The sequence below is a fragment of the Arthrobacter sp. AG1021 genome (assembly GCF_003633665.1).
GTDB lineage: Bacteria > Actinomycetota > Actinomycetes > Actinomycetales > Micrococcaceae > Glutamicibacter > Glutamicibacter soli.
The window spans coordinates 267,397-288,295 of record NZ_RBLB01000006.1 but is presented as its reverse complement, the minus strand read 5'-3'; the positions used below and the strand labels follow the sequence as shown (position 1 = coordinate 288,295).

Annotated in this window: 15 protein-coding genes; 1 reads left to right on the top strand and 14 read right to left on the bottom strand. The window is 60.5% G+C overall.

Annotation, left to right across the window (positions count from 1 at the left end):
* Positions 1-116: 116 nt before the first annotated feature.
* The 7 genes from tuf to DFO58_RS01500 form a co-directional block, all read right to left on the bottom strand.
* On the bottom strand, positions 117-1,307 hold the full coding sequence (tuf, locus tag DFO58_RS01530) for an elongation factor Tu (RefSeq protein WP_113607438.1): 1,191 nt from the start codon (positions 1,305-1,307) through the stop codon (positions 117-119).
* A 239-nt stretch (positions 1,308-1,546) separates the two neighbouring features.
* Complete coding sequence (fusA, locus tag DFO58_RS01525) at positions 1,547-3,661, bottom strand: elongation factor G (RefSeq protein WP_047119683.1); 2,115 nt, start codon at positions 3,659-3,661, stop codon at positions 1,547-1,549.
* A 69-nt stretch (positions 3,662-3,730) separates the two neighbouring features.
* Entirely contained in the window at positions 3,731-4,201 is a 471-nt protein-coding gene (gene rpsG / locus DFO58_RS01520) for a 30S ribosomal protein S7 (RefSeq protein WP_047119684.1), read from the bottom strand.
* Entirely contained in the window at positions 4,201-4,575 is a 375-nt protein-coding gene (gene rpsL, locus DFO58_RS01515; RefSeq protein ID WP_047119685.1) for a 30S ribosomal protein S12, read from the bottom strand. The genes rpsG and rpsL overlap by 1 nt, the downstream gene beginning before the upstream one ends.
* A gap of 431 nt (positions 4,576-5,006) precedes the next feature.
* Complete coding sequence (locus tag DFO58_RS01510; RefSeq protein ID WP_120989129.1) at positions 5,007-6,242, bottom strand: phospholipase D-like domain-containing protein; 1,236 nt, start codon at positions 6,240-6,242, stop codon at positions 5,007-5,009.
* Between the two features lie 214 nt (positions 6,243-6,456).
* Complete coding sequence (locus DFO58_RS01505; protein WP_047119686.1) at positions 6,457-10,347, bottom strand: DNA-directed RNA polymerase subunit beta'; 3,891 nt, start codon at positions 10,345-10,347, stop codon at positions 6,457-6,459.
* Between the two features lie 98 nt (positions 10,348-10,445).
* Positions 10,446-13,952, bottom strand: a complete 3,507-nt coding sequence (locus tag DFO58_RS01500) for a DNA-directed RNA polymerase subunit beta (RefSeq protein WP_053799447.1) — start codon at positions 13,950-13,952, stop codon at positions 10,446-10,448.
* A gap of 711 nt (positions 13,953-14,663) precedes the next feature.
* Between DFO58_RS01500 and DFO58_RS01495 the strand changes: the two genes are divergently transcribed.
* The gene (locus DFO58_RS01495; RefSeq protein ID WP_082123944.1) at positions 14,664-15,161 is read left to right on the top strand and encodes a YbaK/EbsC family protein; all 498 of its coding nucleotides are present in this window, start codon (positions 14,664-14,666) and stop codon (positions 15,159-15,161) included.
* Here DFO58_RS01495 and DFO58_RS01490 read toward each other — a convergent pair.
* The 7 genes from DFO58_RS01490 to secE all read right to left on the bottom strand — a co-directional run bounded on the left by DFO58_RS01490 (position 15,115) and on the right by secE (position 20,891).
* Complete coding sequence (locus DFO58_RS01490; protein ID WP_053798533.1) at positions 15,115-16,284, bottom strand: acyltransferase; 1,170 nt, start codon at positions 16,282-16,284, stop codon at positions 15,115-15,117. The two genes, DFO58_RS01495 and DFO58_RS01490, sit on opposite strands and share 47 nt — an antisense overlap.
* 148 nt (positions 16,285-16,432) lie before the next feature.
* On the bottom strand, positions 16,433-16,807 hold the full coding sequence (gene rplL / locus DFO58_RS01485) for a 50S ribosomal protein L7/L12 (protein ID WP_047119688.1): 375 nt from the start codon (positions 16,805-16,807) through the stop codon (positions 16,433-16,435).
* 71 nt (positions 16,808-16,878) lie between these two features.
* Positions 16,879-17,400, bottom strand: a complete 522-nt coding sequence (gene rplJ, locus DFO58_RS01480) for a 50S ribosomal protein L10 (RefSeq protein WP_047119689.1) — start codon at positions 17,398-17,400, stop codon at positions 16,879-16,881.
* A 932-nt stretch (positions 17,401-18,332) separates the two neighbouring features.
* A complete protein-coding gene (gene rplA, locus DFO58_RS01475) occupies positions 18,333-19,034 on the bottom strand; it encodes a 50S ribosomal protein L1 (protein WP_047119690.1) in 702 nt (233 codons plus the stop codon).
* Between the two features lie 139 nt (positions 19,035-19,173).
* Positions 19,174-19,605, bottom strand: coding sequence for a 50S ribosomal protein L11 (rplK, locus tag DFO58_RS01470; protein WP_047119691.1), 432 nt, complete (start codon positions 19,603-19,605; stop codon positions 19,174-19,176).
* 127 nt (positions 19,606-19,732) lie between these two features.
* Positions 19,733-20,569, bottom strand: coding sequence for a transcription termination/antitermination protein NusG (gene nusG / locus DFO58_RS01465; protein ID WP_053798534.1), 837 nt, complete (start codon positions 20,567-20,569; stop codon positions 19,733-19,735).
* A 73-nt stretch (positions 20,570-20,642) separates the two neighbouring features.
* Positions 20,643-20,891: a preprotein translocase subunit SecE gene (secE, locus tag DFO58_RS01460; RefSeq protein ID WP_047119693.1), complete on the bottom strand. Its 249-nt coding sequence runs from the start codon at positions 20,889-20,891 to the stop codon at positions 20,643-20,645.
* Positions 20,892-20,899: the final 8 nt, after the last annotated feature.

The following is a 20,899-nucleotide window of genomic DNA, read 5'->3' as shown; positions in this document are numbered from 1 at the left end:
ACCTTTTAGAGTTACTCACCACATCGGGTAGCGTTTAAGACAGAAATCCCCGCCACTCGTAATGAGTGGCGGGGATTGCCGATAGACCGCTAGCGATCTAGATCGTCAAGCAGAGACTACTTGGTGATCTTGGTGACCTTGCCCGAACCAACGGTGCGGCCGCCTTCGCGGATTGCGAAGCCGAGGCCCTCTTCCATAGCGATTGGCTGGATCAGCTCAACCGACATTTCGGTGTTGTCGCCTGGCATAACCATTTCGGTGCCCTCTGGGAGGGTGATAACGCCGGTAACGTCGGTGGTGCGGAAGTAGAACTGCGGACGGTAGTTCGAGTAGAACGGGTTGTGACGTCCGCCTTCGTCCTTCGACAGGATGTAGACGTTGGCTTCGAAGTTGGTGTGCGGGGTGATCGAGCCTGGGGCTACGACAACCTGACCGCGCTCAACATCGTCGCGCTTCAGACCGCGAAGCAGCAGACCACAGTTCTCGCCTGCCCATGCTTCGTCGAGCTGCTTGTGGAACATCTCGATACCGGTAACGGTGGTCTTCTGGATCGGGCGGATGCCAACGATCTCAACTTCCGAGTTGATGGCCAGGGTGCCACGCTCGGCGCGACCGGTCACCACGGTACCGCGACCGGTGATGGTGAAGACGTCCTCGATCGGCATCAGGAATGGCTTGTCGCGGTCGCGAACTGGATCCGGGATGAAGGTGTCAGCAGCGTCCATCAGTTCCTCAACAGCTGCAACCCACTTTGGATCGCCTTCGAGGGCCTTCAGAGCCGAAACCTTGATGACTGGTGCGTCGTCGCCATCGAAGCCCTGCGAGGACAGAAGTTCGCGAACTTCCATCTCCACGAGCTCGAGCAGCTCTTCGTCGTCAACCATGTCGGACTTGTTCAGTGCGACCATCAGGGTAGGAACACCAACCTGGCGGGCCAGCAGAACGTGCTCGCGGGTCTGAGCCATTGGGCCGTCAGTTGCGGCAACAACCAGGATCGCGCCGTCCATCTGAGCAGCACCGGTGATCATGTTCTTGACGTAGTCAGCGTGGCCTGGAGCATCAACGTGTGCGTAGTGACGCTTCTCGGTCTGGTACTCGATGTGCGAGATGTTGATGGTAATACCGCGCTGGCGCTCTTCCGGAGCCGAGTCAATGTTAGCGAAGTCGCGCTGCTCGTTCAGGTCCGGGTACTTGTCAGCCAGAACCTTGGAGATTGCTGCGGTCAGAGTGGTCTTACCGTGGTCGACGTGACCGATGGTACCAATGTTGACGTGCGGCTTGCTGCGCTCGAACTTTGCCTTTGCCACAAGTTCCTCCTAGAAACATTTACAGAAGACTTTTTTCGTCTGCGCGGTTCGCAAACGAACTTCAAATAGTCTACTGGGGGCATGGATAAATATGGAAATTTCGGTCCTCTGCGGGCCCTGCATGTGATGCAAATCCCTCGTTGGCCGTTTGCAAGGCCGGCGTCGACGGATCTCCGCCGACCTCGCGATCGGCCACTTCCCCACTCGGGGGTCACGGCCAAGTTTTGGTTCCGAGGCGATTACTCGCCGCGGGACTTCTGGATGATCTCGTCGGCAACTGCCTTCGGGACCTCAGAGTAGCTGTCGAAGGTCATCGAGTAAACTGCACGACCCTGGGTCTTCGAACGCAGGTCACCAATGTAACCGAACATCTCAGACAGCGGAACAGCTGCGCGGATGACCTTGACGCCTGCGGCGTCGGACATCTCCTGGATCGAGCCACGGCGGGAGTTCAGGTCGCCGATAACGTCGCCCATGTACTCTTCCGGGGTACGAACTTCAACGGCCATCAGCGGTTCGAGCAGAACAGGGTTGGCGCGGCGTGCACCTTCCTTGAAGACCTGCGAACCGGCGATCTTGAACGCCATTTCCGAGGAGTCGACGTCGTGGTAGGCACCATCGATGAGGGTAGCCTTCACGCCGACCAGCGGGTAGCCGGCGAGGATGCCGTACTGCATAGCGTCCTGGATACCAGCGTCAACCGACGGGATGTACTCACGAGGCACGCGACCGCCGGTGACGGCGTTCTTGAACTCGTAGGTTACGCCGTCCACAACTTCCAGAGGCTCGAACGTGACCTGGACCTTTGCGAACTGGCCCGAACCACCGGTCTGCTTCTTGTGGGTGAAGTCGACCTTCTCCACAGCCTTCTTGATGGTTTCGCGGTATGCAACCTGCGGCTTGCCGACGTTGGCCTCCACGCGGAATTCACGCTTCATGCGGTCCACCAGGATGTCCAGGTGGAGTTCGCCCATGCCGCCGATTTCGGTCTGGCCGGTGTCTTCGTTCAGCGAAACGGTGAAGGTTGGATCCTCCGCCGACAGCTTCTGAATAGCGGTCGACAGCTTCTCCTGGTCGCCCTTGGTCTTAGGCTCGATGGCCACGAAGATCACTGGATCCGGGAAGGTCATCGACTCGAGGACGATTGGGTTCTGTGGATCGCACAGGGTGTCACCGGTAGTGGTGTCCTTCAGGCCGATGACAGCGTAGATGTGACCTGCGTGGATCTCGTCTACCGGCTGCTCCTTGTTGGCGTGCATCTGGAAGAGCTTGCCAACGCGTTCCTTCTTCTGCTTGGTCGAGTTCAGCAGCTGTGCGCCGGACTCGGCCTTGCCGGAGTAAACGCGGACGAAGTTGAGCTGACCGAAGAACGGGTGAGCAGCGATCTTGAAAGCCAGTGCCGAGAATGGTGCATCCTCGGAAGGCTCGCGGGTGAGCTCGATTTCCTCGTTCTTTGGATCGTGACCCACCATGGCGCCCACGTCCAGAGGACTTGGCAGGAAGTCGATCACGGCGTCCAGCATCGGCTGAACACCACGGTTCTTGAACGCCGAACCACAGAAGACCGGGTAGGCTTCCGAGTTCACGGTCAGCTTGCGGATGCCGGCCTTCAGCTCGTCCAGCGAGATCTCTTCGCCTTCGAGGTACTTCTCCATGAGCTCTTCGGATGCCTCAGCGACATCTTCGACCAGCTTGGCGCGGTACTCTTCGGCCTTTTCCTGCAGGTCTGCAGGAATTTCGCGAGTCTCGTAAGCAGCGCCCATGGTGACGTCGCCCTTGGCGTCGCCTTCCCAGACGAATGCCTTCATGGTCAGCAGGTCCACCACGCCGGTGAACTCCGACTCGGAGCCGATTGGCAGCTGCATGACCAGCGGCTTGGCACCCAGGCGGTTGATGATGGTGTCCACGGTGAAGTAGAAGTCAGCACCGAGCTTGTCCATCTTGTTCACGAAGCAGATACGTGGAACGTTGTACTTGTCAGCCTGACGCCAAACGGTCTCGGACTGAGGCTCAACGCCTTCCTTGCCGTCGAACACGGCAACGGCGCCATCGAGCACGCGCAGCGAGCGCTCCACCTCAACGGTGAAGTCAACGTGGCCCGGGGTATCGATGATGTTGATCTGGTTCTTGTTCCAGAAGCAAGTCACGGCCGCGGAGGTAATGGTGATACCGCGTTCCTTTTCCTGCTCCATCCAGTCGGTGGTTGCGCCACCGTCGTGGGTCTCACCGAGCTTGTGGTTTACACCCGTGTAGAACAGGATGCGCTCAGTAGTAGTGGTCTTACCGGCATCGATGTGAGCCATGATGCCGATGTTGCGGACCTTGTTCAGGTCAGTCAGCACGTCCTGTGCCACGTTGTCTCCCTAAGAGGTGATGCTGGATTTGCTGGGCGCCGGTAGACGCCCAGCAAATCCAAGCGGTTCTTACCAGCGGTAATGGGCGAATGCCTTGTTGGACTCAGCCATCTTGTGAGTGTCTTCGCGACGCTTCACAGCTGCGCCCAGACCGTTCGAAGCGTCCAGGATCTCGTTCATCAGACGCTCGATCATGGTCTTCTCGCGGCGAGCCTTCGAGTAGCCAACCAGCCAGCGCAGAGCCAGTGCGGTTGCACGGCCTGGCTTGACCTCGACAGGAACCTGGTAGGTCGCGCCACCAACACGGCGGGAACGAACCTCAAGGGCCGGGCGGATGTTATCCATGGCCTTCTTGAGGGTCGACACTGCGTCGGTGCCGGACTTTGCAGCTGCACCTTCGAGTGCACCGTAAACAATGCGCTCTGCGGTGGACTTCTTGCCGTCTACGAGAACCTTGTTGATCAGCTGGGTGACCAGTGGGGAATCGTAAACTGGATCAGAAACTAGTGGGCGCTTTGGCGCCGGACCCTTACGAGGCATTACTTACCATCCTTCTTTGCACCGTAGCGGGAACGAGCCTGCTTACGATCCTTCACACCCTGGGTATCCAGAGCACCACGAACAATCTTGTAGCGGACACCTGGCAAGTCCTTCACACGACCACCGCGAACGAGCACGATGGAGTGTTCCTGCAGGTTGTGACCGACACCTGGAATGTAAGCGGTGACCTCAATACCACCGGCAAGGCGCACACGTGCGACCTTACGCAGTGCCGAGTTCGGCTTCTTCGGGGTGGTGGTGTACACACGGGTGCACACGCCACGGCGCATTGGGTTGCCCTTCAGGGCAGGAGCCTTGGTCTTTACGACCTTAGGCGAGCGGCCCTTGCGGACCAGCTGCTGAATAGTAGGCACTTTCGTGTCCTTCCATTGTCTAAGTTCTTCGGCACGGCATCGGAGCGGGCGGGCCCTTGCGGGCTCACACTGTTCTTCTGCAGCACTAACTGCTTGCTTTACCGCCCATCCAGGATCAGAATGTCCCTAGGCGTGCGAAAGTGTGGCATTCGTTGCGCAACCTACCCGCAACCCGGACCGTGTCCATTTTGCCACACATAAAACAATTGCCTTAACTCTAGCATTAATCGGCCCCTGCACCATGAACAGTAAGCTATCTCACCGCGTCGGCACCGTGCGATTACTGCTTGATGCCGCCGACCGGCGAGGAATCTGGCTCCAACCTATCCCCCGCCCGTGAACGCGCGAGCGCCGCGAGGTAACGGCCCACTGAACAGCGAGGCGGAGGATCCGGTGGAATCTCTAGTAGCAATATCTGCCAGGAGATAAATCTACTTGCTGACTGTCTGCTTTTCTCCGGCCGGTTCCCCGATCTGCATCAGCCGCTGGGCGTTGGCCTGGTAGGCCTTGACCACATTGCGGTTGTGCAGTTCCAAGATGGCCTCGTCATTGCGGCGCAGACTGGTGGAATTGTAATTGTGGCTCCCCGTGAAGACGAAGGAGGCATCCCCGCGGTTGCCTTCGGGAGAGGCTGAATCGCGCATTCCGGACACGACGAAGTACTTCGAGTGCACGCGTCCAGTAGTAGATGTATCCTCTACTACGCGGCGTTCGATGCCCGCGGCATCCAGCACGGCGGCGACCTGCCCGTCAACCGGTCCAGCGGCCACGGTGACCTCGCAGCCTTCGGCCTTCAGACGCCCGAGTTCTTCCGCGACGGCGGCGCGCGTATCGTCCCACTCGCTCATGGTGACAGCCACCGAGCTGTTCTTGTTTTTGCACTGCAGCTCCGAAAGCCGTTGCGCCACCGGGTCCGCAGTTGCCGCCGGGAAGAAGCGGACGACCGACACACCGGCCGACCCGCGTGAGGTCTCGGTGCGGTGGTAATCCGGAGTCTGCTCCATACGAGCCATGTCCGCATGGTAGGAACGGTATGCACGGTACAGCCCGTCATCGCCGGTCACGGTAAGTGCGTTGTTCCAGTAGCTCACATGGTTCACATCCGTGACGTTGGCCGAGGACTGCACCACTACGTCCTGCTGCCCGGACACCGAGGAGAACAGCGCGAACTTGTTGTGCATGCCCTTGGTCCCCTGGCAGGAGCTGGTGTTCCCCTCCGGCGAGGTATTCGAGCAGACCGCCACCCAGGATCCGGCGGTCGTGTCGGTCCCCAGGGCCTTAATCAGCCGCGCCGACGGCGCCTTGGAAATCTGCCACCCGTCCATGACCACCTGGATCTTCACCCCGCGTTCGTGCGCGGCCAGCAACTGGTCGACGTAGTCTTCGCCGCTCTGTCCCGAAATCACGAATGCCGCCAGCGAAATGGTGGACCCCGCATCGGCCTGCTTGAAGTAGGAGCACAACCGTTCGGCAACTGCTCCGGCCCGGTCCTGCAACGGGTCGGAGAAGACCGCGCCGGTTTCAATTTTGACCGGCGGCGCTGCGGCGCAGGGTGTTTCGGGCTGCTTGCCCGGATCGATCTGCCCGGCGGCCTGCGCCGGCAGCGTACTGAACAGCAGTCCCAGGCCCAGTGCCCCTGCTGCGATGGCTCGTGATGTCTTTCCCAACTTCTCACCGTCTTCGTCTTCGATTCGTGGCGGGTTGCGGGGTTACCCGAGCCCGCGCTCCAACTTCTGCACGATTTCATATTGTGGTGAGCACCAAGTGAAGCCCCGGTGAACAGGCCTTTGCCAAATTAAAAGCGCAAGCGCCCGCCGCACACTTGCGTGTGCGGCGGGCGCCCTACGAGCTGGCTAGCTGCCAGCCTCGGTGCTTGCCGGTTTAGCGGAAGTCCGAGCCGTGGTCGTAGTCGTCCATCGAGATGGCGCGGAATTCAGGCGACAGCCCGCCTTCCAGCGCATCGTCGTAGAGACCCGAGGAGAATGCCGAGGTACCGGTGAACAAAGTTGCCTTTGCCTCGTCGGTCGGCTCGACCTCGACCTGGGTGTAGCGATCCAGACCGGTACCGGCCGGGATCAGCTTACCGATGATCACGTTCTCCTTCAGACCGCGCAGCGGATCTTCCTTGCCCTCCATCGCGGCCTGGGTCAGGACGCGGGTGGTTTCCTGGAAGGAAGCCGCCGACAGCCACGAATCGGTGGCCAGCGATGCCTTGGTGATGCCCATCATCTCGTCACGGCCAGCGGCCGGACGCTTGCCCTCGGCGACTGCCTTGCGGTTCGCAGCGGTGAAGCGCGAACGGTCGGCCAGCTCACCCGGGAGCAACTCGGTCTCGCCGGACTCGATGACGGTGACGCGCCGCAGCATCTGGCGGACGATGACTTCCACGTGCTTATCGTGGATGCCCACACCCTGGGACTGGTACACGTCCTGGACCTCGCGGACCAGGAACTTCTGCGCCTCGCGTGGGCCCAGAACTCGCAGCACCTGCTTCGGGTCAAGGGTACCGCTGGTCAGCTGGGTACCGGCGACGATGGACTGGCCATCTTCCACCAGCAGACGGGCACGACGCAGAACCGGATAGGCCTGCTTCTCGTCGCCGTTGTCCGGTGTGACCACAACACGCAGCTGCTTCTCGTCGTCCTCGATCGACACGCGACCGGAGACCTCCGACATCGGAGCCACACCCTTCGGGGTACGGGCTTCGAAGAGCTCCTGGATACGAGGCAGACCCTGGGTGATGTCGTCGGCCGATGCCACACCACCGGTGTGGAAGGTACGCATGGTCAGCTGGGTACCGGGCTCGCCGATGGACTGCGCGGCGATGATGCCCACTGCCTCGCCGATGTCCACGGTCTTGCCGGTGGCCAGCGAACGGCCGTAGCACAGCGCACAGGTTCCAACGGCCGAGTCGCAGGTCAGCACGGAGCGGACGCGGATCTCATCCACGCCTGCAGCGTACAGCTCGTCGATCAGCACGTCGCCCACGTCGGAACCGGCGGTGGCCAGCACGTTGCCCTCAGCGTCCTTGACGTCGGCGGCCAGCGTACGGGTGTAGGCCGAGTTCTCCACGGTCTCGTGCTTGATGCGGATGCCCGAGCTGGAGTCGGCGATCGCGACGGTCAGGCCGCGCTTGGTGCCGCAGTCCTCTTCGCGAACGATGACATCCTGCGAGACGTCCACCAGACGACGGGTCAGGTAACCCGAGTTGGCGGTCTTCAGCGCGGTATCCGCCAGGCCCTTACGGGCGCCGTGGGTCGCGATGAAGTACTCCAGCACCGACAGGCCTTCACGGTAGGAAGACTTGATCGGACGCGGGATGATCTCGCCCTTGGGGTTGGACACCAGACCACGGATACCGGCGATCTGGCGCAGTTGCAGCCAGTTACCACGAGCCTTGGAGGTCACCATTCGGTTAATGGTGTTCAGCTCTTCCATGCCGTTCTTCATGGCCTCGGCAACCTCGTCGGTGGCCTTGGTCCAGATGTCGATCAGGTCCTGGCGGCGTTCGATGTCGGAGATCAGGCCCTTGTCGTACGAACCCTGGACCTTGCGGGCACGTTCCTCGTACGGCTCAAGGATTTCAGCCTTGTTCATGTTCGAGGTGATGTCCGAGATCGCCACGGTGATGCCCGAGCGGGTAGCCCAGTGGAAACCTGCGTCCTTCAGGTTGTCCAGCGTTGCCGCCGCGACGACCTTCGGGTAGCGCTCGGCAAGGTCGTTGACGATGTCCGAGAGCGCATCCTTGCCGGCCACGCGGGAAACCCATGGGTAGTCCGCCGGCAGGGTGTCGTTGAACAGCACCTGGCCCAGCGAGGTCTCCAGCAAGGCTTCGGTGCCCGGCTCCCAGCCCTCTGGGGCCGGCTGCTCGTCCGAAGGAACGAAGTTCTCGACACGCACCTTGATCGGGGCGTTCAGGTGCAGCTCGCCGCGGTCCTTGGCCATGATGGCCTCGGAAACCGAGGAGAACACGCGCCCGGCGCCGATCTCGTCCTCGCGCTTGGTGGTGAGGTGGTGCAGGCCGATGATCATATCCTGCGAAGGCAGAGCCACCGGACGGCCGTCCGAAGGCTTCAGGATGTTGTGCGAGGACAGCATCAGGATGCGTGCTTCAGCCTGAGCTTCCGGGCTCAGCGGCAGGTGGACTGCCATCTGGTCGCCGTCGAAGTCAGCGTTGAACGCGCCGCAAACCAGCGGGTGCAGCTGCAGGGCCTTGCCTTCGACCAGCTGTGGCTCGAAGGCCTGGATGCCCAGGCGGTGCAGGGTAGGCGCACGGTTCAGCAGCACCGGGTGCTCGGTAATGATCTCTTCGAGAACATCCCACACCTGCGGGCGGTAGCGCTCGACCATGCGCTTGGCGCTCTTGATGTTCTGCGCGTGGTTGAGGTCAACCAGGCGCTTCATCACGAACGGCTTGAAGAGCTCCAGGGCCATCTGCTTAGGCAGACCGCACTGGTGCAGCTTCAGCTGCGGGCCGACCACGATGACCGAACGGCCCGAGTAGTCAACGCGCTTGCCGAGCAGGTTCTGGCGGAAGCGGCCCTGCTTGCCCTTGAGCATGTCGGACAGCGACTTCAGCGGACGGTTGCCCGGTCCGGTGACCGGACGGCCGCGGCGGCCGTTGTCGAACAGCGAGTCGACGGCTTCCTGCAGCATGCGCTTTTCGTTGTTCACGATGATCTCTGGCGCACCGAGATCAAGCAGGCGCTTGAGGCGGTTATTGCGGTTGATCACGCGGCGGTACAGGTCGTTCAGGTCCGAGGTGGCGAAACGGCCACCGTCGAGCTGGACCATCGGGCGCAGCTCCGGCGGGATCACTGGAACGGCGTCGAGCACCATGCCCTTTGGCGAGTTGCCATTGGCCAGGAATGCGTTGACGACCTTCAGGCGCTTGAGAGCGCGGGCCTTCTTCTGGCCCTTGCCGTTGTCGATGATCTGCTTGAGATCTTCGGCTTCGGCTTCGAGGTCGAAGTTCTCCAGGCGCTTCTGGATCGCCTCGGCGCCCATGGAGCCTTCGAAGAACAGTCCGTACTTCTCGCGCATGGTGCGGTACAGGCCTTCGTCGCCTTCGAGGTCGGCGACCTTCAGGCCCTTGAAGCGTTCCCAGACCGCACGCAGGCGCTCGGACTCCGCCTTGGCGCGCTTGTCGATCTGCAGCACGGTCTTCTCGGCCAGGGTGCGGGCCTTGTTCAGCTCGGCGTTCTTGGCGCCGTCTGCCTCAAGACGCTCCAGCTCTGCTTCCAGGTCGGCGGCAACAGCCTTCTTGTCGGCCTCGGCATTGTTGGCCAGCTGGCGCAGTTCAAGGTCGTGCTGTGCCTGCAGGTTCGGCATCTCCGCGTGGCGGCGTTCCTCGTTCACCGAAGTGATCATGTAGGCGGCGAAGTAGATGACCTTTTCCAGGTCCTTGGGTGCCAGATCCAGCAGGTAGCCCAAGCGCGAAGGAACGCCCTTGAAGTACCAGATGTGGGTCACGGGAGCAGCAAGCTCGATGTGACCCATGCGTTCGCGGCGCACGTTCGCACGGGTCACCTCGACGCCGCAGCGTTCGCAGATGATGCCCTTGAAGCGCACGCGCTTGTACTTGCCGCAGTAGCATTCCCAGTCGCGGGAAGGACCGAAGATCTTTTCGCAGAAAAGACCGTCCTTCTCCGGCTTCAGGGTGCGGTAGTTGATGGTTTCAGGCTTCTTAACCTCGCCGTAGCTCCAAGCGCGGATCTCGTCCGCGGTGGCAAGGTTGATGCGCATGAGGCCGAATGAGGAATCGTTGGACATAGGGTCCTTTTCTCTCTTCTATGGTGTCTGAAGTCGATACGAATAAGTCGGTGTGCGGCGCGGCCGCCCGGGCTGTGCAGTCCGGGCGGCGCACCGGACTACACTTCCTCTACGGAGTTCGGCTCCGACCGGGACAGGTCGATGCCGAGCTCTTCTGCGGCACGGAATGATTCCTCGTCCGATTCGCGCATTTCGATTGTCTGGCCGTCGGTGCCGAGCACCTCGACGTTCAGGCACAGCGACTGCATTTCCTTGATCAGAACCTTGAACGATTCCGGAACACCGGGCTCCGGCACGTTCTCGCCCTTCACGATGGCTTCGTAGACCTTCACGCGGCCGTGGATATCATCCGACTTGATGGTCAGGATTTCCTGCAGCGTGTAAGCTGCGCCGTAGGCCTCCAGGGCCCACACTTCCATCTCACCGAAGCGCTGGCCACCGAACTGGGCCTTACCGCCCAGCGGCTGCTGGGTGATCATGGAGTACGGACCGGTGGAGCGGGCGTGGATCTTGTCGTCCACCAGGTGGTGCAGCTTCAAGATGTACATGTAGCCGACCGATACCGGATCCGGGAACGGCTCGCCGGAGCGGCCGTCGAACAGACGGGCCTTGCCGGAGTTGCCGATCAGGCGCACGCCGTCGCGGGTCTTGTTGGTCGAATCCAGGATTCCGCGGATTTCCTCTTCCGAGGCGCCGTCGAAGACCGGGGTTGCCACGGTGGTCGGACCCGACTGGCGAGGCAGGTTCGGCAGGTCCTTGACCCACTGAGGCTCGCCCTCGATGTTCCAACCCTGCTTGGCTGCCCAGCCCAGGTGGATTTCCATGACCTGGCCCACGTTCATGCGGCCTGGCACACCCAGCGGGTTCAGCACGACGTCCAGCGGAGTGCCGTCCTCCAGGAACGGCATGTCCTCCAGCGGCAGGATCTTGGAGATGACGCCCTTGTTGCCGTGGCGGCCTGCGAGCTTGTCACCGTTGGTGATCTTGCGCTTCTGGGCCACGTACACGCGCACCAGCTGGTTGACGCCCGGGCTCAGCTCGTCGTCGTTGTCGCGGTCGAAGATGCGAACGCCGATGACGGTGCCCGACTCGCCGTGCGGCACCTTCAGGGAGGTGTCGCGCACTTCGCGGGACTTCTCACCGAAGATGGCGCGCAACAGGCGCTCTTCAGGGGTCAGCTCGGTTTCGCCCTTCGGGGTCACGCGACCCACCAGCACGTCGCCGGCCTCGACCTCTGCACCGATGTACACGATGCCGCGGTCGTCGAGCTGGGAGAGGATGTCTTCCGAGACATTCGGGATGTCGCGGGTGATTTCCTCGGCGCCCAGCTTGGTGTCGCGGGCGTCGACCTCATGCTCCTCGATGTGGATCGAGGTCAGCACGTCGTCGAAGATCATGCGCTGGGAGAGGATGATCGCATCCTCGTAGTTGTAGCCTTCCCAGGACATGAATGCCACGAGCAGGTTCTTGCCCAAGGACAGCTCGCCCATGTCGGTGGACGGGCCGTCGGCGATGATCGACTGGTACTCCAGGCGGTCGCCTTCGGACACGCGCACGCGCTGGTTGTAGGCGTTGCCCTGGTTCGAGCGGGCGAACTTCATGATCGGGTACATCGACTCGGTGCCGTCGTCGTTCATGACAACCACCAGGTCGGCGGAGACCTCGGTCACCACGCCCGGCTTTCCGGCCACCACGGAGTCGCCGGCGTCAACCGCGGCGTACTTCTCCATGCCGGTGCCGACCAGCGGTCGGTCCGACTGCAGCAGCGGCACAGCCTGGCGCTGCATGTTGGCGCCCATCAGTGCGCGGTTGGCGTCGTCGTGCTCCAGGAATGGAATCAGAGCGGTAGCCACAGACACCATCTGGCGCGGGGAAACGTCCATGAAGGTCACTTCATCGGCGTCGACGATGACAGGCTCGCCGCCACCGCCCTTTTCGCGGACCAGCACGGCGTCTTCGATGAACGCGCCGTTCTCATCCAGCGGGGCGTTGGCCTGCGCGATGTAGTGCTGCAGCTCGTCGTCCGCGGTCAGGTACTCGACCTCGTTGGACACGACGCCGTTGGACACCTTGCGGTACGGGGTCTCGATGAAGCCGAAGGCGTTGATGCGGCCGTAGGTCGCCAACGAACCGATCAAGCCGATGTTCGGGCCTTCCGGGGTTTCAATCGGGCACATGCGGCCGTAGTGCGACGGGTGGACGTCTCGAACTTCCATGCCGGCGCGGTCGCGCGACAGGCCGCCCGGGCCCAGGGCCGACAGGCGGCGCTTGTGGGTCAGGCCGGCCAGCGGGTTGTTCTGGTCCATGAACTGCGAGAGCTGCGAGGTTCCGAAGAACTCCTTGATCGCTGCCACCACTGGGCGGATGTTGATCAGGGTCTGCGGGGTGATCGCCTCGACGTCCTGGGTGGTCATGCGCTCGCGCACAACACGCTCCATGCGGGACAGGCCGGTGCGGATCTGGTTCTCGATCAGTTCGCCCACCGCGCGGATGCGGCGGTTGCCGAAGTGGTCGATGTCGTCCACGTTCACCGGAATATCGACAATCTCGCCCTTGCGGGTGCCGGAGATGGTCTTCTCGCCTGCGTGCAACGCAACCAGGTAGCGGATCATGGCGACGAGGTCGTCGATCGAGAGCACCGAAGCGTTCTCAGCGTTGACCGGGGTCTCCACGCCGAGCTTGCGGTTGATCTTGTAGCGGCCGACCTTTGCCAGGTCGTAGCGCTTAGGCTCGAAGTACATGTTTTTCAGCAGAGCCTGGGCTGCCTCGACCGTAGGAGGCTCGCCTGGACGCAGCTTGCGGTAGATGTCCAGAAGCGCTTCGTTCTGGTCCTTGATGTTGTCCTTCTCAAGGGTGGCGCGTACCGAGTCGTACTGGCCGAATTCGGACAGAATCTGCTCTTCGCTCCAGCCCAAGGCCTTAAGCAGGACGGTGACCGACTGCTTGCGCTTGCGGTCCAGGCGCACGCCGATCTGGTCGCGCTTGTCGATTTCCAGTTCGAACCATGCACCGCGTGACGGGATGATGCGTGCTGAGTAGATGGTCTTGTCACTGGTCTTGTCCGGTGCGGACTCGAAGTATGCACCCGGGGAGCGGACCAGCTGGGACACCACGACACGCTCGGTGCCATTGATGATGAAGGTGCCCTTTTCAGTCATCAGCGGGAAATCGCCCATGAACACGGTCTGCTGCTTGATTTCGCCGGTTTCATTGTTCATGAATTCGGCCTTGACGTACAGCGGTGCCGAGTAGGTGGCGTCGCGGTCCTTGCACTCCGCAATGGTGTACTTCGGATCAGCGAACTCCGGCTCCGAGAAGCTCAGGGACATGGTGTCCTGGAAGTCCTCGATCGGGGAGATTTCCTCGAAGATTTCGGCCAGTCCCGAGGTGTTCGGCACGCTGGAGTCGCCAGCAGCTTCGGCCTTGGTCAGGCGCTCTACCCAGCGCTCATTGCCGACGAGGCGGTCAAAGCTCTCGGTCTGCAATGCCAGCAGGTTAGGCACTTCAAGTGGTTCGTGAATCTTTGCAAAAGAAAGTCGGCCAGCGTATGCAGCATCGCGAGCCGAACTAGCGGTTTGGTTGTTAGGGTTGCTCGAGGCGACCAAGATGGATCCTTCCAAAGACCGTCAGGTTTCCGAACGCTTACCGTGCTAAGGTGCCTGTCATAGGACAAGCCCTCTTTTTCGTCCACGAGACCCACCGCTATATGAAGGCCGCGCGCGCAAACAGTAAGGCGCAAATTTCAACCTTACCGGAGGAATTTGCACTTGTCGACACCTCCGGCCGAAATCCGTGCTATAGTTTTTGGTTCTGCTCTCGGAACCCCTCGCTCCAGGGTCCCGGGACCCCGGATTTCCCGCGCTGGCAGCGTCGCCCTGCTTCCCCGGGCAGGGACTTTTCCCAGATGATACCGGCATTTTTTCCCTGCGAATTACACCGCGAGGGCATGAGCTAGTTCACGCCTGATGGCCGAAAAATGCGAGTGCCGTACCTACGTGCGATTAGTCACAGGGGCTTCACGAGGCCGTCGATCTTGCGCTCCGGATTCCAAATGAGCGCAGTTTCTGCGATTGACGGAAATTGCTTCTGCCCGAAGGCGCCCGCTCAGCACCCGCACCGCTGCATTGCCTATCCCCCACCGTGGCCGTATCCCACGGGTACTCCCGCGATCCGGGAATCGGCGCGGCATCAAGTGTCGCGTTGGCAAACACCGCCTGCCAGGATCTTCTGCACTAAGCTCAGCTATAAGCATGCCGCGGTCGCAGCGCTGCCCACCTGCACTGCGACCGGGCCGGTCACGTGATGAGGGGTTTTCAATGTCGGATCTGAAGTCGTCGGAAGCAATGACCCGCGTTCTGCTGGATGCAGCACGCCGCGAAGTGCCGATCGACATCGTTCCCCGGGCAGCGGCGACGTCCCTTGAGGAAGCCGCCGAACTTCTGGGTGTGGTACCTGGGCATCTGCTCAAGACCTTGGTGCTCAAGCGATCGGACGATTCATTCGTCTTCGCCCTGATCCCGGGCGGCCGCAAACTGGATTGGGCGAAGATCCGCGCGGTGCTCCGGGTCAACAAGCTTTCGCTGCCCGATGCCGAGACCGCGTTGGCCGTCACTCATTTCGTGCGCGGCACCATTACGCCCTTCGGCTCCCACACGGCACTGCCGGTGATCATCGATGCGAGCGTCTTCGCCGATCCGGTTCCCGAGCGCGTGGCCATGGGCAGCGGGGATCCGCTGCACGGCCTGCTGGTGGATCCCCAGGATCTGGTCAGCGGCTTTGAGGCCACGATTGCTGATATTTCGACTCCGGAATAGCCACTGGAGGCTTCGCGAATATTTTCTGCGTGGCGGTCTTGGCCTTGGTCAGGCCGGCGATCGTTGCATTGCGCAGGCGCAGGCCCAGCGGCTTCTCGATGAATCGCACAACAGCATAGGACCACAGCATCAGCACCGCAACGGTGCCGGTCAGCAGGAAGTACTTGTTCACTTGGCCATGCAGCTGCTCGATGATCCACCATCCCCACAGTTGGTGGAACAGGTAGAGCGGGAAGGTCAGGGAACCGGCAACGGCAAGCCATTTGGCTCGGATATGTTTCAGCGGCGTTAGCGTGCACAGCGCCAGCAGGCCAACGCAGAGCACGATCAGCGCCTGGAAGTGCCACGCGGGAACGTGCATGTTCGACAGTTGCAGCGCGTCTTCGCTGCCCTTCAAGCCGGTGAAGTAGGCCGCGATCACGGTATTGAATGCCACGACGAACCAGCGCAGCAGGCTGTGGCCATCGCGGTAGATCAGGTAGAGCACCATGCCTGCGGCGAAGAGCGCGGCGTAGGGGCCGGCGATCCAGTCCTGGAGTTTCACGTAGCTGGTGAAGTGCAGATAGAGGCCCAGCGCAGGCCAGAGCACCGAGAGCAGCATGATCGACTTGTTCTTCACCAGGCCGCACAAGAGCATGATGCCAAGCAGGATGTAGAAGCGCAGTTCGACCCAGAGCGTCCAATACACGCCGTCCAGATGCCGCACCTCGAACGCCGTTTGCATCATGGTCAGGTTCGGCAAGATGTCCGCCGGAGTGCGTCCGTCGGCGATCGATGGCCAGAAGACGAAAGACAGCAGCGCTGCCGCGAGCACGGCAACCCAATAAGCGGGATAGAGCCTGCCCACGCGCGAACCGATGAATTGGATGACCGATTTGCCCTGCATCGACATCAGGATCACGAAGCCGGAGATCAGGAAAAACAGCTGTACGCCGATCTGGCCGTACCGGGTGACCGTCGAGAGCACCGGCCAAGTATCGGGGGCATATTGACCCCAGAAATTGTGGCCCCATGCGGTGTAGTGGTAGAGGACTACGACCACGGCTGCGGTGATACGTAGACCGTCCAGTAATCCCAAGCGCGGGGCCGGTTGACGCGGCTGAATGGTATCGCTGTTTGGCACGCCTCCAACTTTAAACACTGAACCTATAAAAACGCTGTTAATAGAAACGTTATAAATCTATTTCTAAGAAATCATTCAGTTAACGGCCAAGGGCCCACAGATCGAAATCTGTGGACCCTTGGTAATAAGTTGCGAGTGACCGCGTAACTTACTTAACGGTAACGGTTGCACCGGCAGCTTCGAGGGCTTCCTTAGCCTTCTCAGCAGCGTCCTTGGCAACACCCTCGAGCAGAGCCTTAGGAGCGCCGTCAACGAGCTCCTTAGCTTCCTTCAGACCCAGGGAGGTGATTGCGCGAACTTCCTTGATGACTGCGATCTTCTTGTCGCCAGCCGACTCCAGGACTACGTCGAATTCGGTCTGCTCTTCAGCAGCGGCTTCGCCACCGGCAGCCGGGCCTGCAACTGCAACAGCAGCAGCGGTAACGTCGAAGGTCTCTTCGAATTCCTTAACGAACTCGGAAAGCTCGATGATGGTCATTTCCTTGAATGCGGAAAGCAGCTCTTCGTTGGTGAGCTTCGCCATGGTCGGCGTCCTTTCGGTTTTGGCCTTGCGGCCTATGAATATGGGTTACGTTGCGAGAGAATCTCGAAAGCTTAGGCTTCTGCCGGGGCTTCCTCGGCGGCAGCGCCACCGTTCTCTTCGAGCTTTGCACGCAGGGCGTCGACGACGCGGGCAGCAGCGGAAGCTGGAGCCTGCAGCACGGCAGCAACACGTGCCAGCTGAGTCTCGCGCGATTCCAGCGCAGCCAAGGCTGCGATGCCGGCCGTATCAAGTGCCTTGCCTTCGAACCAACCGGTCTTGATAACCAGCTTGTCGTTGGCCTTGGCGAACTCCGTGAGGCTCTTTGCGGCAGCAACTGCATCGCCCTTAATGAAGGCGATAGCGGTCGGACCGGAAAGCTGGTCATCGAATGCTTCGATGCCGGCTTCCTTCGCTGCGATAGCGGTCAAGGTATTCTTCACAACGGCGTACTTGGTCTCCTGACCAAGCGAGCGGCGCAGATCCTTGAGCTGTGCAACGGTAAGCCCACGGTATTCGGTCAAGACAGCCGCAGACGAATCTTTGAAGTCAGCAGTGATCTCTTCAATCGCTGCAGTCTTGCTCGGGGTTGCCATAACACTCCTTCCGGGGATTTGTTCGGTACCGTTTCATAACCGGCGAGGCCATAAAAAAGGCCCCGCGCAGGAGCACAGGGCAGTTCAACTCATTCAAGTCAAATCAAATCTATGAAACCTGCGTTGGTCGTCCTTGCGGACCTTTAGGAGCATAAATGCTCAACCGACGGTCTTCGGTATTTCTATTGTAGGCACGCATCACGCCCTCTTCCAAATTCAGCGGTATCGTCGGGGCGTGATACCGCCCACTTGAACCGCTGCTTAAAAAGACAAGGCCTGCATCTAGCACTTGGGGGACGCTAGATACAGGCTACTTGTCGATGAGTAAGCTTTGGGGAAACTTACCCACCCAGCGTCTGCATAGTCTTGGGGGTCCCATGCAGACACCGCTGAATAAATCAGTGCTTCAATGGTAGCATTTCTTGCCCATGACACAGAACCGTAAGCTGGCAAATTCCAATGAATTTCCCATGTTTTCGGGGGTTGACACTCCAAGATCCGCGAAATTACGGGGTTAAACGCATGATGAAAAAAATTGAACGCATTTGCATGTTTATGCGAGCGTGGCCGATTTTAGCGCTTTGAGGAGGGTTTCCAGCGTCCGCGTTCCTCTCGATTCCCCGCGTATCGCACTGCCCGGGAGGCTCATCACGAAAGTCCACTTCTGGATGCACCCACTCGGAGATTCATCCCAGGTCCGTGCCCTGTTGCGGGCGCGTCTGGGTGAGGGTGCACTTGATTTGGCCGCCCATTTCCTGGCCGGCCCGACGCCTGGCTTCTCCCGCTCCCCTGGACCCACGGCGCCGGGGCAGCCCTGTGATCGACCTTGGGAGGTTGCTTGCACAACAGCGGATGCCCTCGGGGAATGCAAAAGCCCGCGGGCACCATCACGATCAGTGATGGAGCCCGCGGGCTTAAATAAGCTCTAAAGCTTAGGCCTCAACGCGGGTTACGTTCGAGTCAACAGGGATGCCTGGACCGAAGGTGGTAGCGATGGTGGCCTTCGAGATGTAGCGGCCCTTCGAAGCCGAAGGCTTCAGACGCAGAACCTCATCCAGTGCAGCTGCGTAGTTCTCGGTCAGCTGCTTGGCATCGAACGAAGCCTTGCCAATGATGAAGTGCAGGTTCGAGTGCTTGTCGACGCGGAAGTCGATCTTGCCGCCCTTGATGTCGGTAACAGCCTTGGCCACATCCATGGTCACGGTGCCGGTCTTAGGGTTTGGCATCAGGTTACGTGGGCCGAGGATCTTACCCAGGCGGCCAACCTTGCCCATCAGGTCCGGGGTAGCAACCGCTGCGTCGAAGTCGGTCCAGCCGCCCTGGATCTTCTCGATCAGGTCGTCCGAGCCAACGAAGTCGGCGCCGGCTTCGCGGGCTGCCTCAGCCTTGTCACCGTTGGCGAAAACAACCACGCGGGCGGTCTTGCCGGTGCCGTGTGGCAGGTTCACGGTACCGCGAACCATCTGGTCGGCCTTGCGTGGGTCGACACCCAGGCGGAATGCAACCTCAACGGTCGAGTGGGTCTTGTCGCCAGCGATCTCCTTGGCCAGGGCGATTGCCTCGGCTGGAGCGTAGAACTTGTCAGCCTCGATCTTAGCCGCGGCGGCTACATATGCTTTGCTGCGCTTTGCCATCTGCGTTATCTCCTTATGCAGTCGTGGTCATGTGGACCGCGCTGGGTCCTGCCACGGGCGAAAAGTCCGGGTGAACTTATCGCCATTTCTTGAATTCTTGAGTGTCCTTCACCCATGGGGCGAATGACCGAAGGCGTTATTAGCCTTCTACGGTCACGCCCATGGAGCGAGCGGTGCCGGCGATGATCTTGGCTGCTGCAGCCAGATCGTTTGCGTTGAGGTCAGCCATCTTGGAGGTGGCGATTTCCTCAACCTGTGCCTGGGTCAGGTTTGCAACCTTGTTGGTGTGCGGAACACCCGAGCCCTTGGCGATGCCGGCAGCCTTCTTGATCAGCTCAGCTGCAGGTGGGGTCTTAGTGATGAAAGTGAACGAACGGTCTTCGTACACGGTGATTTCAACTGGAATCACGTTACCGCGCTGCGACTCGGTGGCAGCGTTGTAAGCCTTGCAGAATTCCATGATGTTGACGCCGTGCTGGCCAAGTGCAGGACCGATTGGAGGAGCTGGGTTAGCAGCACCTGCCTGGATCTGCAGCTTGATGAGTCCGGTGACCTTTTTCTTTGGGGCCATGTCGGGTCCTTCTACTCTTGCAGTTCCCGCAGCACAGGAGCGTGGTGCGGGTTGTGGCTATCGTGGCGCGACAGCCGAACGCGCCCTCGCATCGAAAGCACTCGAAGCGGGGCACGAAGACTTAATACTACTGGATCTTGGTGACCTGGTTGAAGTTCAGAGTCACCGGGGTCTCGCGTTCGAAGATCGAAACGAGCACAACCAGCTGAGCGGCTTCCAGCTTGATCTCGGAGATCGTAGCCGGCATGGTCTCGAACGGACCATCGTTGACGATGACCGATTCGCCGACCTCGAAGTCCACGGTGACCTCGGTAATCGGGGCGCGGCCTGGCTTCGCGGCGTTTGGCTGCTCGGCCGGGTCGACCACGGTGTGCTCCAGCATAGAGAACACTTCATCGAGGTTCAGCGGGTTCGGATCGTGGGCGTTGCCCACGAAGCCGGTGACGCCTGGGGTGTGTCGAACAACACCCCACGAAGCGTCGGTCAGTTCCATGCGCACCAGGACGTAGCCCGGAATGCGCACACGGCGCACGATCTTGCGCTGGGTGTTCTTGACCTCGACGACCTCTTCCATCGGAACCTGGATTTCGTAGATGAAATCTTCCATGTCCTGGGTCTGGATACGGGTTTCGAGGTTGACCTTCACGCGGTTTTCGTAACCTGCGTAGGTGTGGATTACGAACCAGTCGCCCGGAAGACGGCGCAGCTTCGTGCGGAATTCTTCCTTGAGCTTGGCTACCTTGTCGGCAGCGTCCTCTTCTGCTGGAGCTTCTTCCTCGGCGTCTGCGTCATCGGCATCCACGTCCGCAACGAGGGCCTCGAAGGATTCGTCAACCGCTGCGGTTGCCTCTTCGGTTTCGTCGATTGCAGCTTCTTCAGCTGCCTCCACCTGATCGCCGGTGGCTTCAACGAACTCGTTTTCGACCTCGTCATTAATCTGCGGTTCGAGTTCCTTGTCGGACACTGCGGATCCTGCTTTCTTTGACTGGATGACACTAAAATTGCCTCGGAGCGATTATACCGCCGAGGCAATCAAATTACTGTTCTACTTGCCGGGTGAACAGGAGGATCGATCCCTGCCCGAAGACGAAGTCTAACGCTGTGACGATCGCGATGACCACCACGACGAAGCCAAGAACAACGAAGAAGTAGTTCACGAGTTCGCTGCGCGTTGGTGTGACGACTTTTTTCAGTTCGCCGATTACCTGGCGGAAGAACAGCATGATGCGGGCGAAGATGCCCTTTTTCTGCTTGCCTTTGCCCGAGTTCACTACAGCCTCTGTCACGTTGTTCC